Origin of the sequence: Novosphingobium sp. (genome assembly GCF_036733805.1) — a bacterium.
GTDB lineage: Bacteria > Pseudomonadota > Alphaproteobacteria > Sphingomonadales > Sphingomonadaceae > Novosphingobium.
On the sequence record NZ_DAIMZT010000010.1, the window covers coordinates 47,916 to 62,650 of the forward strand.

Consider the following 14,735-nt stretch of genomic DNA (forward strand, 5'->3'; position numbering starts at 1 on the left):
AAAGTGTTGCCATAGGGTTGTTGGGCAGGGGGGCGACCCGCCCGTTCAGGAGACTGGAAAGTGCGGGGTGATTGACCAGGCTCTGCTGGACAGAGTGAAGAAGCAGGCGTGGTTCCATAAATATCCGCGTGGCTGGCCCTTCTTGTTGTTCCTTATCGCGAGCATAACCACGGCCGTTTCGGTCGTGGCGATCGAGCGTGCCGACAGGCAGACCCGTCAGGTCGAGTTGGATCGCAATCTCACCGAAATCGCGTCGGCATTGCAGCGCCGGATCACCGAAAACATCGCCCTCCTGCGAGCTGGCGCGGCCTTGTTCGGCACGCAGGACCTTGTCACGCAGCAGCAATTCGACGAGTTCGCGGATGATCTTCAGCGCGAAGGCAATCTCTACGGTTCGTTGGGGATGGGCTGGGCGCCGCTGGTCCCGGCGCGTAAGCTCGATGTCTTCGAAACCGCGATCCATGAAGCGGGGAGACCGGAGTTCGTCACTTATCCACGACCCGAGGGCGACAGCGATTTTGCGGCGCCGGTGGTCTATCTGCAGCCGGGTACGCCCGAAAATCGACGAGCCTCCGGCTATAACATGCTCTCCGAACCGGTACGACGCGCCGCCATGGAAAAGGCGATGCGCCTGGGCAGGCCGGTAGCCTCGGGCAAAGTCCATCTGATTCAGGACGAAAGCGACGCAGATGCTGCCGGCTTTCTGATATACATGCCCGTGGTGACTGACCGGGGCGCCGGCCGGCGCGTCAAAGGTTTCGTTTATAGCCCGTTTCGGGCCGGCGCCTTTCTCCAATCAGCGGGCGAGCTTTATCGCAACGACCACATCGAAGTGGCGATTTACGACGATCATGTGGCCCCGGCGACATTGCTGGCCCAGCGCAGTGCGGAAGGGGTGACCGGCACCACGATGGAGCGGCGGATCGACGTCGGCAATCATTCCTGGGTGGTCCAGATCAGCGACCGGGAAGGACGCGTACTTTCCACCTTGTCGCGTATCACATTGTTCTTCGGAGTGCTCGCGTCACTGATGGTTATGACGATCGGCCGTTTGATTACTCGTCGCTCCGCTGAAGACCGCAGGGTGCTGGAATGGCTCACCAGTCAGGCGTCGATCCGCGATTCGCTGACCCGAGAGCTTAATCACCGGGTCAAGAACACGCTTGCGAATGTTCTTTCGATCGCTGCGCTCACTCGTCGCCGTTCGAGGGACATTGATGATTTCACTGAGAGCCTGACGGCGCGTATCCGGGCCTTGTCGGCTACGCATGACCTGCTTTCCCAGACGGACTGGGGCAATGCCGCGATTGGCGACATCGTGCATTCCGAACTGGCGCCTTACATGGATGGACACGAAAATCGTGTGGACATGTCGGGGCCGGACATCAAGCTGGCGCCGAACGACGCCATGTCGCTTGGCCTTGCCATCCATGAACTGGCGACCAACGCAGCCAAATATGGTGGGCTCAGCACCGTTGAAGGGCGCATTCACATCGATTGGACGCTGTTGTCGCCGGACAGTGCGGAAATCAGTTGGCGTGAGGAGGGCGGGCCGCCGGTGGTTGAGCCGGCGAAGCGTGGCTTTGGGCGCGATCTGATCGAAAAGATCGTGGCTCATGAATTGCGATCTGAAGTTTACCTGACGTTCAATCCCGGCGGTGTGGAATGCCGGCTGAAAGTGCCGGTCAGGGCGGTTCGGGAGTTCAGCCTCCGTTCCGAGAGGCGGCCCATCGCATAATTAAGCCCCCGGCTATTCGATTTTCGAACGGGCGAGCCGGGCGAGTGGGCGATTTTCGATCCAATTCGTCGCGGCAGGGGGAAACTACGTATGTCTCTCTTGCCTTCAACGCAAATGATGCAGTGCAGAATATGCAACGTGGGGCGGTGATATGGAATAGGAGAGTATCCCATGCGACCTACCCGTTGCATCGCCGAATGGCTGGTGGAGGTCGACAATATCGCCTTGTCATCCACCGTTGCCGCGCCGGACTTCGAGGCAGCCCACCTGCGCGCCATGGGCGTCCTGATGCGGCTGCGACCACCGGGAATGGAGGATGCGGGCATGGAAGCCGGTCGCGAAGCTGAAGTCACGCGTAATCTAAATGCCGGTGCTTTCGAATCCGCGGCTCTCAGGCTGCTTCCCGACAATGCGTGCCTAATGACCTCCACGCCTGGCCCCGGACGCCATTTGGCGACTGTCCAACTGCAGGGCCAGCAACGTGAGTCCACATCTTCGGGCAGCACTTTCGCCCTTGCGCTCGTGGGGGCCTTGGCGCTGTCTATTGTCGATCGCTATCACGAGACGGCGGGCCTGCTTCCCAACTGAGGCTGAGGCGGCAGCACGAGGGAATTTTACTGAAGCGGACGATTGGACCGGAAAAACAGCGCCTGACTGATCGCCGCGCGCACCGTGGCTTCCTGAAACGGCTTGGTGATGAGGTATGTCGGTTCCGGCCGTTCGCCCGTGAGCAAGCGCTCGGGATAGGCGGTAATAAAAATGACCGGCACGTCACCCAACTTCAGCAGGTCCTCCACCGCGTCAATACCCGAACTGCCGTCGGCCAATTGAATGTCGGCAAGCACGAGGCCGGTGGCCGAGTGGTTGAATAGTTCCAGCGCCTGTTTGTGCGTTGCCGCAGTGCCGACCACCGTGTGGCCCAGGTCCGTGACAAGCCCTTCGAGCTGCATTGAGATCAGCGGTTCGTCCTCAATAATCAGCACCTTCGTTTTGCTCTCTCCCTCGATCTCGCGGATCGCCTGCGTCACGAGCGCGTCGACCTCCTCGACCGGAATGCCCAGGATTTCCGCGGTTTCAGTCCGGGAAAATTCTTCGACAGTGGTCAGCAGCAATGCCTGGCGGTGAGCGGGAGTCACCGTCGCCAGCCGCGTTTGAGCGGCCTGTTCCTGCGGACCGCCGCCGATGGGCAACGCCTGTCGGGGCGTGTCGACGTGGCCCGTGGCCCAGATGCAGGTGAAGGCGCGATAGAGAGCAGATCTGTCCTCCGCGATTCCGTCACGCAGCGCGTGATCGGCCAGCGCGGCCTCCAATGTTGCCCGCACATAGGCGTCGCCCGATTGCTGCGATCCCGTCAGCGCCCTGGCATACCGGCGCAAGTAAGGAAGTTGAACGGCAATCTGGTCAGAGACGGACATGGGAATTCCTCAGGCTGGAAATTGTGGTCCATTGCACTGGACGCCGTTGGCATGGCCGCCCGCGTGGGGGTGGTCTGACTCCACAACGTTCCCATCGCAATCGGAAAATTTTTTGCAGAACTCATACTTTCCCGGGAACCAAGTGCACTCCTCTACGTTTGCCCCGTATCACCACTGGCTCCCCCACCCCCCGCAAACCGGTGGTGACCCGATCCCGGAGGCCCCTGTTCACTTCATCGTGGACAGGGGCCTCAAAGTTTCCGGAGCACACTTGTTCCCATCGGGGACAAATTTTTCGCTCCTTCGAAGACACCTCGCCATCTGGCGCTGGATTTGCGCATCTTTCCAATGTGTTGAAAAGCCGTTTGGCCTTCGCGGAAGCGAACATGGGAACTTTCTGTTGCGGAAGCGCGTTTGCATTGTGACTGGTTAATACGGAGGATTTGGATGTCCGCAGCACCAGAGGCTCATCCTGCGCCCCAGCCCGTAACAGCGCTCAGCGATGGAGACTTCAGACGAGCTCTGGCAGATGTTGCGCCGCACCTTCGTGCTTTCGCGCGGGGGCTCTGCGGTTGCCGCGACCGGGCGGACGATTTGGCTCAGGAGGCTATGCTCAGGGCCTGGGCCGCTCGCGAGCGCTATACGGCCGGAACCAACTTCAAAGCCTGGACTTTCACGATCCTGCGTAATCACTTCTACAGTGAAGCGCGGCGCGCGCGATTCCACGGCGAGTATGACGAGCTGGCTGCGGAACGCATCCTCTGTGCGGAGGCGGCCCAGGAAAGTGCTCTTGAGCTAGTCGACGTAATTCGTGCCCTCACAGCCATTCCAGACACTTATCGTGAGGCGCTTGTCCTGGTTGCGGCCGGAAATCTCTCTTACGAGGAAATTGCCGAGATCTGCGGTATCGCGTTGGGCACAGTTAAAAGTCGCATCTGCCGGGCACGTGCGATGCTCCACAACATCATTGAGTCGGGCCAGCTCCCCGACTTCCGCCACAATTTTGTTCTGACCGGTGAAGCAATCGACGCGTTTTTCGCGGAACTGGAAAAGATCGCCAATAGCCAGGACGGCGAAACCGTTGCCGCCTGACGAAGATAAGGAATGCCGTGCCTTGACCGGTGCGTTTATGACCAACTTCGGGAAGGTTCTGATTGTCGAGGACGAATTCCTGGTTGCATTGCAGCTGGAAGATATTCTCGAAGATGGGGGGCACGCCGTCGTCGGCACGGTGCCTGACATGGCGTCTCTGGCGATGCTGGGCGATGCGCCGGATGTCGCGCTGGTCGATTTGAATCTGCGGGATGGTTTGACAGGGCCGGCCATAGCGCGGCAGCTTGCCGTAAAATTCGGCGCGAGGGTGATCTACGTTACCGCCAATCCCACGCAAATCGATGCCCCTGCGCCGACCGCCGTGGGAGTTGTTCAAAAACCCTTCACCCGACAATCGATTCTGGAGGCCATATCCTACGCATTGGCTGGTTGCCCAGACAGTTGCCGCCCCGCCGAACTCGAACCGGTATGCCACGCCTGACTCGTCGGCTACGCAGGCGGCGGGGCGAGTGACGAACGAGTTCGCGCTGCGGATACTGCAATATTACGGCGCCGCCGCAGGAACTGTGGCGGCGTTGGTCGTCTCTCTCGACCTGGGTCGCCGCTGGACGGGCTGGGGTTTCGTGATTTTCGTGACCAGTTCAGCCGCTTTAATCGCTTGGGGCTTTCTTGACACAGACTCGGAAGGGATCGGCCTTCAGAACGTTGTCCTGCTCATGATTAACTGTCTCGGCGTATGGCGTTATCTTCTGTCGCGCCGCATTCGCCGGTAAGTACGATTAAATACGATGATCGAAAAAGAAAGAGGGGCGCAAAGCGGCAAGCCTGCGCCCCTCCCCGCCAACGCCTGTCTGTGAGGGTGTCAGACGGCGCCGAGCGCGTGTCGACCAGCTTCGTGGGGGTGGATTGGCCGGCCGGACATCAATTTGAACGCCCCTTTCAGGCCGAGGTTAGCCGTCCACACCTCACCGTCGGCAATGTCGAAGCGCAGCATCATCACTGACGGATCGGACTTGCCGCCGGGAAGCCACGCTTCCACCGCGTTGCTCCAATGCTTTTCGCGACGGGTCGGATCGGTTTCTTCCGCCAATATGCCTTCCAGGCAGGCGAAGACGTCGTGCCCCCTGGTCATGATCTGCCCCATCGCCCGGCCACCCGCGGCAATGCGGTTATCGCGTTTGCAATAGAACCAGATGACGTGATGCGCGTCCCGATCGAGCCGGGCTGTCATCGGCTCGGCATGGCCGCGGGGCCCGATAAGCGTCATCATGATGAAGGGACTGGCCTGGAACGCATTCCAGAACGTTTCGCGGATATCCCCATCCATAGGCGTGCCGGTGTCCACGGCAAATCTCCGTTTGTTGTTCGAGAGGAACAACGAGCCGCGCGTCGTTCCTGTTCCCGCCCTACCGCCACAGATGATCTTTGTGCCGCTATTCCCGTTCGTCTCCCGGCATTTCCTTCTCGGCAAGAGCCAACTCCCGCGGCTTGCGTTTCTCGAACACTTCGGCGAGCCTTCGTTCGGCCGCTTCGGAAAGCGTGGCAGCGGCGGCGGGGAACATTTCCTCTTCCTCTTCGTCAATGTGGTGGAGATAGCGGTGCTGCATCTCTTTGAACTTGGCCAGCCACGCTCCGGAGGCCATGTCGATCTTCAGCAATTCGCCCAAAAAATCGTCGATCTCCTTATGTTCGGTTACGGAATGGCGGGCATTCTCGCGAAGGTCGGGACAAGCGAGCATCGCCGCATAAAGCGATTCCTCCTCCGCCGCCGCGTGAGCTTGGAGTTCCTTTCGAAGGTCCTCGAACAGCGCACATCGCTCCGCACTGTTTCCCTGCGTTTCGCTCAATTTCTCAAACAGCCGGCGATGTCTTGCGTGATCGCTCTTGAGATCCTTGAAGATGCGTGCGTCAGCCATTTCCTCTGGATCCCGTCTGGTGTTCAGTGGTGTATTTTTGGCGATGCGAGGGAAACGGCCGCGATCCGAGTTGGTTTCCGTGAAATGCTGATGGGTGTGAAAGAATAAGGCAGACGCCTAAGTCTGTGCACTTTTGCACCTATTTCCGGGAACCGAAGCTGTGAGCGCGGGTTTTCAAGCCTGTCCGCCCGAAAAGCGCGCCTTCCGCCAAGGATTTCTGCAAATGAAGCAGATGACAGCCCCTTATCCCACTGTTCAGAGCAATAATTTGCTGGCTTTCCTCCAGCCCGCCGACCTGGCGCTGATCGAACATCATTGTCACGAGTGCCATTTGCTGAATGGAGACGTGATCTATCGGCCGGGCGACAACGTCGAGCATTGCTTTTTCCCGACCGGCTCGGCGATGTCCGCCTATCTGGTCGAAATCGAGGATGGGATCTCCGTTGAGACAGTGCTCGTTGGACGGGAAGGAGCGCTGGGCGGTGTCGTCAGCCACGGAATGTTGCCGGCTTACGCCCGCGCCGCCGTATTGCAGGAGGGCCGTTTCCTTCGCATTGCGATGCGCGATCTGGAGGAGGCGAAACGCCGGTCTCCCGCGATCGCGAACCTTTTTGCTCGCTATGCCGATTGCGTGATGGCGCAGGTGTTCCAGTCTATCGCCTGCAACGCAGTCCACACGATTGAACAGCGCGCCGCCAAATGGCTCTGCGCGGCGGTCGATCGGATTGGCCGCAACAGCGTAACGATGACGCAGGAGCAACTCGCGTCAATGATGGGTATCGGCCGCAGTTACGCGAGCCGTGTGCTCCAGCGGTTCAAGCACGACAAGCTGCTGCGCACGCGGCGGGGGAGCATCGAGGTGCTTGATCTTGCCGGCTTGCGTCGCCGTGCCTGCACTTGCAATGAGCGGGTGGACGCTCATTTCCACGCCGTCCTTGGGGAAATCTATCTTGGTCCCGGTTCGTGACCGGACGTGGGCGCATGAGAGGATCGTCCTAAGTCGCCTGGAATGGCGGCTTTTGGACCCGCAGCGGACTCGGCGCGCACCGTAGTCCGCGCCCGCTTCTTTATTCCGCTGTGAATGCAAGAGCACCTTTCATTGGTATGTCCAACTGGCGGAACGCGGCGTTGCTGTGCCGGCGCGCGCCGCCAGTGCGCGGTTTGCAGTTTTCGTTTCGACCGCTGCGGCAAACCGTCCGGCTCCTCGACGGCATCACCGAATGTCTCCTGCGGCAATATCCCATGAATGCAAGGCATTAGATTTATCGCCGCGGTTGACTTTCGTGGCATCCCTGCCAACCATCCATTCCAGCCGTGGGCGTGCGGAGGAGCGTTGAGAGTCGGAGAAAAAGAGGAACGACATACCCCTTGAGCATACAGGCGCGGAAGAGACACCATGCCCACACGCAGAATGAAGATACTTGCGGATGAGCTCAATCAACTCATTTCCCATATGGAAATGAGGCCGGAGCCTGTTCAGCGGACTGGTTGCCACCCGCCGGTTCCGGAGATCGGAGACTGGCTGGCAACGGCACTCGACGCCTACAACATGCGGCGTAACCGGGAAAAGTGCTTCGGAGGCATTCAGCTTTTCGGAGAGCCGACCTGGGATATCCTCCTCGACTTGTTCATTGCCCAGCTGAAAAATGCCAGGATGCAGACTACGAGCGTGTGCATCGGCGCTCATGTACCGCAGACGACGGCGTTACGGTGGATCGCGCTACTGGAACGCGAGAACCTGGTCCATCGGTATCGCGACAAGGAAGATTCACGCAGGGTCTATGTGGAACTCACCGAATTGGCGCTGCGCAAGATGATGTATCTCTTTTACGATCGATGCCTCGCGAAAGCTGCCGACGGTCGATCCCGCCCTTCCGCGCCGAGCGGATCTGGTTTGGGGCCGGGCGAATACGAGCGCGCGCGCAATACGATCCTTGACGACACCGTGATTCAAATCCGCAACCGGCGCCGGGAAACGGCGGTGAGTGCCGGTGTGTCAGTGAAGTAAGGCTCAGATATCCGCGTAAGCAGCCAGGCGCAACGCTTCGTTGGTCGAGTCCGTCTCCAGCTTTGAAATCATGTTGGCGCGGTGAATTTCCACAGTCCGGGGGCTGATCCCCAGCTTTACGCCGATGATCTTGTTCGACATGCCTTCCGACATGTATTTCAGCACTTCCCGCTCACGCTTCGTCAGCAGTACAAGTTTGGAGCGGGCTTCGGCACGCATGCGACCATTCTCGATCAGCTTGCGCCGTTCCGTCTGGTTCGAATTGATAACGTCCGTCACGTTTTCGAGATCGGGCAGTTGATCGATATAGCCAATCGCGCCTTTTAGCATGGCCGCGACAATGGTCTGCAACGTGGCGTTTTCAGCGTAAGGTATAATGGGAAACCACATCGCCTTGCGGTTCATCATGGTCAGCAGGCGGTCAAGATTACCCTCTTCATCGCTGATGAGAACGACATAACCCGCCCGACTTTCGGAGATGAACTCCTCAATCTCTTCATAAGGTTCTACGTGGTAACCTCCGGCGAACAGGGCATTGGTTATCTTTGCCCGTTTCTGGTAGTTGCTCTCGATGATGGCGACGGTGCGGTAGTTTTCCATATCGGGACAGTACGGAACTTTCCGATATGGGTTAATCCCTAAGACGGTCCATCCAGGATTTTTTTGCATCCAGAACGGAACTATTTCGTCTGCCAAACGTTTCTGCTCGAATGTGCCCCCGTTAAAGAGCGCGGCAAACCGTGAAATTCCACGCAAACTTCGAGTTTCCGCCGGGCCGCCCGACGGGGCCACGAAGCGCTGCGGTGTTCACCAAATAGCCACGAGCGATCGGGAGAGAGCCGGAGTTATCGTTCGCCGGGGGGCGTTGTCCTTGCCCGCTGTCGGTGGGCGTGCTGATGGGCCGCGTAACTGTCGAGCACCTCGCGCATCTGTGTCAGCGCTTCCTGGCGCGCCTCTTCATTGCCGATCCTGGCAAGGTCGCGTTTCAGGCTGGTGACAAACTCGGCGTAGGCGTTCTGCCAGTCTCGCCCTGCGACATTTGCCAGATCGATGCGACCTGTCTTGATCCGCCGGGCCGCGGCGCCGGTTGGCAGTTCCCAGCTTTCACCGATTTCAGGCACGGCCACGGCGGTGCCCGGCAAGCGGAGGGGGGCAAGACGCCGCATCGCTTCAAGAGCGCCTTCCTCGCCATGAACCAGGAAGAGGCTACCGCGGACAGGGGCTCGTTCGGCAATCCAATCCAGGAGCTCTCCCTGGTCTGCATGAGCGGAATAAGAATCGATACGGCGAATGGCCGCGCGCACATGCACATCCTGTCCCGAAATGCGCACGCGCTGCGCGCCTTCCAGAATGACCCGCCCCAGCGTTCCCGCCGCCTGATACCCCACGAACAGCACAGTGGATTCGCGTCGGTGGAGGTTGTGAATCAAGTGATGGCGAATGCGCCCGCCTTCGCACATCCCGGAAGCCGCAAGGATGATCGCGCCGCTCACCGCGTTCAGCCGGATCGATTCTTGAACGCTTTCCACGAAGTGGAGTTGAGGATGGTCGAAGGTGGCTGACCCGCCGATATCCTCCAATTTGTCGGCATGGCGCTTGAATACCGTTGTCGCCTGGCTGGCCAAGGGAGAGTCAATGAATACCGGCACAGGCGGGATTGCTTTCGCTTGCAGCAATGCAACGATATCGAGCAGCAGTTCCTGTGTGCGTTCGAGCGCGAATGTCGGGACCACCAAGTTGCCCCCGCGTTCCAATGCGCCGCGGATCTCGACCTCCAGAAGCTTGCGCCGGCCTGCTTGCGTTATCGGTTCCCGACTGCGATCGCCATAAGTGCTTTCGCAAAGGACATGGTCAAAGGCGGCCGGAGCTTCGGGATCGGGCTGAAGAGCCTTGTTCTCCGGCCCGATATCACCTGAGCACATGACGCGCGTGCCACCGGCCTCGATTTCCACCGAAGCTGATCCGAGGATGTGACCGGCATTCCACAATCTTGCGCGAAAGTCGGCTGCCGGCTCGAACCATTGCTTCAAGTCGACGGGCCGGCACATGCTCCATGCCGCCAGCGCGTCAGCCTCGGTATAGAGCGGTTGAAACGGTTCTTCTCCTGCCCGATCGCGTCTTCGATTGCGCCTTGCGGTGTCAGCTTCCTGAATGCGGCCGGCGTCGGCCAGCATGTATTCAAGCAAGTCCGCCGTTGGTTGCGTGCACCAGATCGGCCCGTTGAAACCTTCGGCCGCCAGGCGGGGAAGCAACCCGGAATGATCGATATGTGCGTGCGTCAGGATCACCGCGGCTACTTGACGCGGATCGAAACCGAGAGGATCGGAATTTAATGCTTCAAGCGTCCTCGAACCCTGGAACATCCCGCAGTCGACCAGCACCCTCGTGTTCCCCAGCGCGAACTCGTGGCATGATCCGGTCACCGTCCGCGCGGCGCCATTGAAAGTGAGCGTGAGCAGTGCGTTCATGGGATAGGCATGAACGGTCGCTTGCCGTCAAACAAGGATCTGGATCAAAGTTCGTCGATCATACGATCACCACCTGTTCGCACCTTTGCTTGACGCAAAACCGACAATCGCCTAAGGGCGCGCATCTCCTGCGGGCACGCCTGTAGGGGGCATGACATAGAGCTGAACATTGTCATGTCAGCATTTTGGGGCTTTTCGCGGGTTTCATGCGAAACGGTCCTGATCGGAAAGGTCCTTTTCGCGAGTCGGAGAGGAACTCCGCAGCTGGCGGCAAAGTAATCCGGTGGCATCGAGGCCGGGTGGAGTGTTTTCGGCTCACGCGTGTGGCGACATCGCGTTCTTTCATCCGTTTTCCGACGTCGTCGGGTAACGGGCAGGACGGCGCCAGATCGTGTGAACCTTCACTTACTCATTCTCGAAACGCGCTGGGCCTGACGACCCGGGGTGCGACGGGTGCGCGCCGATCCCTGTGCGGAAACAAGGGTTTTCGGTGCGCATCCATCGCACTCCACATTTCGAAAGAAGAGTATAGATGCCCACGATCAACCAGCTGGTCCGCAAGGGCCGCGAGCCGCAGAAGGCCAAGTCCAAGGTCCCTGCGATGGAGCAGAACCCGCAGAAGCGCGGTGTCTGCACCCGCGTCTACACGACGACGCCGAAGAAGCCGAACTCGGCTCTCCGCAAGGTCGCCAAGGTACGCCTGACCAACAGCCGCGAAGTCATTTCGTACATTCCCGGTGAGGGTCACAATCTGCAGGAGCACTCGGTGGTCCTGATCCGCGGCGGTCGCGTGCGTGACCTTCCCGGCGTGCGCTATCACATCCTTCGCGGCGTGCTCGACACTCAGGGCGTTAAGGATCGCAAGCAGTCCCGTTCGAAATACGGCGCCAAGCGTCCGAAATAAGCGGAAACGGCCGCGTTCCCGCGCCGTCCCCGGCGAAAGCCAGGGCCAAGGCGGAGAAGCGCTGGGTCGATTGGAATTATTGAGGTCCATCTCAGCCGCCAGATGAATCCCGGTCTTCGCCGGGATGAAGGTTGAGAACGGGTCTGGAAAGACAAGGAAGCACAAGCGATGTCACGTCGTCGTCGTCCCGAGAAGCGGGAAATCCTGCCTGATCCGAAGTTCGGAGATCAGGTCCTGTCGAAGTTCATGAACAACCTGATGCTCGACGGTAAAAAGTCGGTTGCCGAGTCCATCGTTTACGGTGCTCTCGAAACCATGGAAACGCGGGCGAAGGCCGATCCGGTTCAGCTGTTCCACGATGCGCTTAACAACGTGAAGCCGCAGATCGAGGTTCGTTCCCGCCGCGTTGGCGGTGCGACCTATCAGGTTCCGGTGGAGGTGCGCCCCGAACGTGCGCAGGCGCTGGCGATCCGTTGGCTGATTTCCGCGGCGCGCAACCGCCCCGAAACCACCATGTCGGCGCGCCTATCGGGTGAACTGCTCGATGCGGCCAATAACCGCGGCAATGCCGTGAAGAAGCGCGAAGATACGCACCGCATGGCGGATGCGAACCGTGCCTTCTCGCACTATCGCTGGTAACGGCTTCGTGGCGCCTCGATGCTGAGCCCATCACAGGGAGTCATCCGGGCGTCACACTTTCATTTCAGGGGGCGCGGGCCTATCTGACGGTCGGCCCAGCTTCCAAAACACCTGCTCAAGGATTCTCACCATGGCACGCAGCCATCCGATCGAACGCTACCGCAATATCGGTATCATGGCGCATATCGACGCCGGCAAGACGACGACGACCGAGCGCATCCTCTATTACACCGGCAAGTCCTACAAGATCGGCGAAGTGCACGACGGCGCTGCGACCATGGACTGGATGGAGCAGGAGCAGGAGCGCGGCATCACCATCACGTCGGCCGCCACCACCACTTTCTGGAAGGCGGAAGACGGCGAGGGTCCTGAGCACCGCATCAACATCATCGACACCCCCGGTCACGTTGACTTCACCATTGAGGTTGAGCGTTCGCTGCGCGTTCTTGACGGCGCCGTGGCCGTGTTCGACGGCGTGGCGGGCGTTGAGCCGCAATCCGAGACCGTTTGGCGTCAGGCCGACAAGTACGGCGTGCCGCGCATGTGTTTCATCAACAAGCTCGACCGCACCGGCGCGGATTTCTACTACTGCGTCCAGTCGATCATTGACCGCCTGGGTGCCATCCCCCTGGTGATGTACCTGCCGATCGGCGCTGAGAGCGATCTCAAGGGCGTTGTCGATCTCGTGAACAACCGCGGCATCGTCTGGCAGGACGAAAGCCTGGGCGCCAAGTTCGACATCGTCGAGATTCCCGCCGACATGGCTGACAAGGCCGCCGAATACCGCGAGAAGCTGATCGAACTTGCCGTCGAACAGGACGACGAGGTGATGGAAGCTTACCTGGAAGGCCAGGAGCCGGACGTCGCGACCCTGAAGCGCCTGATCCGCAAGGGAACGATGGAGCGCGCTTTCGTGCCGATCACTTGCGGCTCGGCGTTCAAGAACAAGGGCGTGCAACCGTTGCTCGACGCCGTCGTGGATTACATGCCGAGCCCGCTGGACGTTCCGGCGATCAAGGGCATCAATCCCGACACCGAGGCCGAGGATGAGCGCCCGTCCGACGACAACGCTCCGTTCGCTGCGCTGGCGTTCAAGATCATGAACGACCCCTTCGTCGGCTCGCTCACCTTTGTGCGCATCTACTCCGGCACGCTTGTCAAGGGTTCGTACCTGAACTCGGTCAAAGACAAGAAGGAGAAGATCGGCCGCATGCTGCTGATGCACTCCAACAACCGTGAAGACATCGATACTGCCTATGCAGGCGATATCGTTGCGCTGGCCGGCCTCAAGGAAACGACCACCGGTGATACGCTCTGCGCCGAGAAGGCGCCGATCATCCTGGAGCGCATGGAATTTCCCGAGCCGGTCATCGAACTTTCGGTGGAACCCAAGACCAAGGCCGATCAGGAAAAGATGGGCATCGCCCTTTCGCGCCTGGCCGCCGAGGACCCGAGCTTCCGCGTTTCGACCGACCACGAGTCTGGCCAGACCATCATCAAGGGCATGGGCGAACTTCACCTCGACATCATCGTCGACCGCATGCGTCGCGAGTTCAAGGTCGAAGCCAACGTCGGTGCGCCGCAGGTTGCTTACCGTGAATCGCTGGCTCGCGAAGTTGAGCTTGATTACACGCACAAGAAGCAGTCGGGCGGCTCGGGCCAGTTCGGCCGCGTGAAGGTTCGTCTCGTTCCCGGTGAGCGGGGCGCAGGCATCAACTTCCATGACGAGATCAAGGGCGGCAACATCCCGCGCGAATATATCCCGTCAGTCGAGAAGGGCATGCGCGAAACGGCCGAGACGGGTTCGCTGATCGGCTTCCCAATCATCGACTTCGACATTCACCTAACGGACGGTGCGTATCACGACGTCGACTCGTCGGCCCTGGCCTTCGAAATCGCCGGTCGCGGCGCCATGCGCGAGGCGGCCCAGAAGGCCGGCATCAAGCTGCTTGAGCCGATCATGAAGGTGGAAGTGGTGACGCCGGAAGAGTTCATGGGCGATGTGATCGGCGACCTGAACTCCCGCCGTGGGCAGATCCAGGGCACTGACAGCCGTGGCAACGCCCAGGTCGTCAACGCCAACGTGCCGCTGGCAAACATGTTCGGCTACGTCAATCAACTGCGTTCGTTCACTCAGGGCCGCGCGCAGTACACCATGCAGTTCTCGCACTACGAAGAAGTGCCGGCGAACGTCGCGGCCGAAGTGAAGGAGAAGCTTGCCTGAGGGCAAGAATGGTTCTAGGGGCGGCGCCTGATTCAGCGGGCGCCGCCACGATTACCCGCAAATCAAATTCAAGACGAAAGAAGGTTTGAAAGATGGCGAAGGCAAAATTCGAGCGGAACAAGCCGCACTGCAACATCGGCACCATCGGTCACGTCGACCATGGCAAGACCTCGCTGACCGCAGCGATCACCAAGGTGCTGGCTGAAACCGGCGGTGCGACGTTCACGGCGTACGACCAGATCGACAAGGCGCCGGAAGAGAAGGCGCGCGGCATCACGATCTCGACCGCTCACGTCGAGTACGAGACCCAGAACCGCCACTATGCGCACGTCGACTGCCCCGGCCACGCCGACTACGTGAAGAACATGAT

The 14,735-nt window shown here is 59.9% G+C and carries 16 protein-coding genes; 11 read left to right on the top strand and 5 right to left on the bottom strand.

Going from position 1 to position 14,735, the window contains the following annotated elements:
* Positions 1–67: 67 nt before the first annotated feature.
* Positions 68–1,738, top strand: a complete 1,671-nt coding sequence (locus V7D69_RS04455; RefSeq protein WP_333605162.1) for a CHASE domain-containing protein — start codon at positions 68–70, stop codon at positions 1,736–1,738.
* Between the two features lie 171 nt (positions 1,739–1,909).
* Positions 1,910–2,326: a hypothetical protein gene (locus V7D69_RS04460; protein ID WP_324061576.1), complete on the top strand. Its 417-nt coding sequence runs from the start codon at positions 1,910–1,912 to the stop codon at positions 2,324–2,326.
* Positions 2,327–2,352: 26 nt separating this feature from the next.
* Here V7D69_RS04460 and V7D69_RS04465 read toward each other — a convergent pair whose 3' ends face one another.
* Positions 2,353–3,153 carry a response regulator gene (locus V7D69_RS04465; RefSeq protein WP_333605163.1) on the bottom strand — a complete coding sequence of 267 codons (801 nt, stop codon included), beginning with the start codon at positions 3,151–3,153 and terminating at the stop codon, positions 2,353–2,355.
* A 447-nt stretch (positions 3,154–3,600) separates the two neighbouring features.
* Here V7D69_RS04465 and V7D69_RS04470 point away from each other — a divergent pair, with 447 nt between their 5' ends.
* Genes V7D69_RS04470 through V7D69_RS04480 form a run of 3 tightly spaced genes read left to right on the top strand, consistent with a single transcriptional unit; the run spans position 3,601 to position 4,979 of the window.
* Positions 3,601–4,245 carry a sigma-70 family RNA polymerase sigma factor gene (locus tag V7D69_RS04470; RefSeq protein ID WP_324061580.1) on the top strand — a complete coding sequence of 215 codons (645 nt, stop codon included), beginning with the start codon at positions 3,601–3,603 and terminating at the stop codon, positions 4,243–4,245.
* A gap of 37 nt (positions 4,246–4,282) precedes the next feature.
* Positions 4,283–4,687 (top strand): response regulator, encoded by a 405-nt coding sequence (locus tag V7D69_RS04475; RefSeq protein ID WP_324061602.1) that lies wholly within the window; start codon positions 4,283–4,285, stop codon positions 4,685–4,687.
* A 28-nt stretch (positions 4,688–4,715) separates the two neighbouring features.
* Entirely contained in the window at positions 4,716–4,979 is a 264-nt protein-coding gene (locus V7D69_RS04480; protein WP_324061582.1) for a hypothetical protein, read from the top strand.
* A gap of 89 nt (positions 4,980–5,068) precedes the next feature.
* Here the strand turns inward: V7D69_RS04480 and V7D69_RS04485 are convergent, their stop codons facing one another.
* Both V7D69_RS04485 and V7D69_RS04490 read right to left on the bottom strand, forming a co-directional pair.
* Positions 5,069–5,551, bottom strand: coding sequence for a pyridoxamine 5'-phosphate oxidase family protein (locus tag V7D69_RS04485; RefSeq protein ID WP_414690941.1), 483 nt, complete (start codon positions 5,549–5,551; stop codon positions 5,069–5,071).
* A gap of 88 nt (positions 5,552–5,639) precedes the next feature.
* A complete protein-coding gene (locus V7D69_RS04490) occupies positions 5,640–6,122 on the bottom strand; it encodes a hemerythrin domain-containing protein (protein WP_324061584.1) in 483 nt (160 codons plus the stop codon).
* Between the two features lie 223 nt (positions 6,123–6,345).
* Between V7D69_RS04490 and V7D69_RS04495 the strand changes: the two genes are divergently transcribed.
* Positions 6,346–7,089, top strand: coding sequence for a Crp/Fnr family transcriptional regulator (locus tag V7D69_RS04495; RefSeq protein WP_324061586.1), 744 nt, complete (start codon positions 6,346–6,348; stop codon positions 7,087–7,089).
* Between the two features lie 429 nt (positions 7,090–7,518).
* Positions 7,519–8,130 (top strand): hypothetical protein, encoded by a 612-nt coding sequence (locus tag V7D69_RS04500; RefSeq protein WP_324061588.1) that lies wholly within the window; start codon positions 7,519–7,521, stop codon positions 8,128–8,130.
* A 3-nt stretch (positions 8,131–8,133) separates the two neighbouring features.
* On the opposite strand, the gene V7D69_RS04505 is transcribed toward V7D69_RS04500, so the two are convergent.
* Positions 8,134–8,922 carry a response regulator transcription factor gene (locus V7D69_RS04505; protein WP_333605164.1) on the bottom strand — a complete coding sequence of 263 codons (789 nt, stop codon included), beginning with the start codon at positions 8,920–8,922 and terminating at the stop codon, positions 8,134–8,136.
* 53 nt (positions 8,923–8,975) lie between these two features.
* Positions 8,976–10,598 carry an MBL fold metallo-hydrolase gene (locus tag V7D69_RS04510; protein ID WP_324061592.1) on the bottom strand — a complete coding sequence of 541 codons (1,623 nt, stop codon included), beginning with the start codon at positions 10,596–10,598 and terminating at the stop codon, positions 8,976–8,978.
* Positions 10,599–11,130: 532 nt separating this feature from the next.
* Here V7D69_RS04510 and rpsL point away from each other — a divergent pair.
* From rpsL to V7D69_RS04530, 4 genes are all read left to right on the top strand, one after another.
* A complete protein-coding gene (gene rpsL, locus V7D69_RS04515) occupies positions 11,131–11,502 on the top strand; it encodes a 30S ribosomal protein S12 (RefSeq protein WP_007011879.1) in 372 nt (123 codons plus the stop codon).
* A 168-nt stretch (positions 11,503–11,670) separates the two neighbouring features.
* Complete coding sequence (gene rpsG, locus V7D69_RS04520) at positions 11,671–12,141, top strand: 30S ribosomal protein S7 (RefSeq protein ID WP_324061594.1); 471 nt, start codon at positions 11,671–11,673, stop codon at positions 12,139–12,141.
* A 130-nt stretch (positions 12,142–12,271) separates the two neighbouring features.
* Positions 12,272–14,365 (top strand): elongation factor G, encoded by a 2,094-nt coding sequence (fusA, locus tag V7D69_RS04525; protein ID WP_324061596.1) that lies wholly within the window; start codon positions 12,272–12,274, stop codon positions 14,363–14,365.
* Positions 14,366–14,457: 92 nt separating this feature from the next.
* On the top strand, positions 14,458–14,735 hold a 278-nt coding region (locus tag V7D69_RS04530; protein WP_333605165.1), incomplete at its 3' end, for a GTP-binding protein.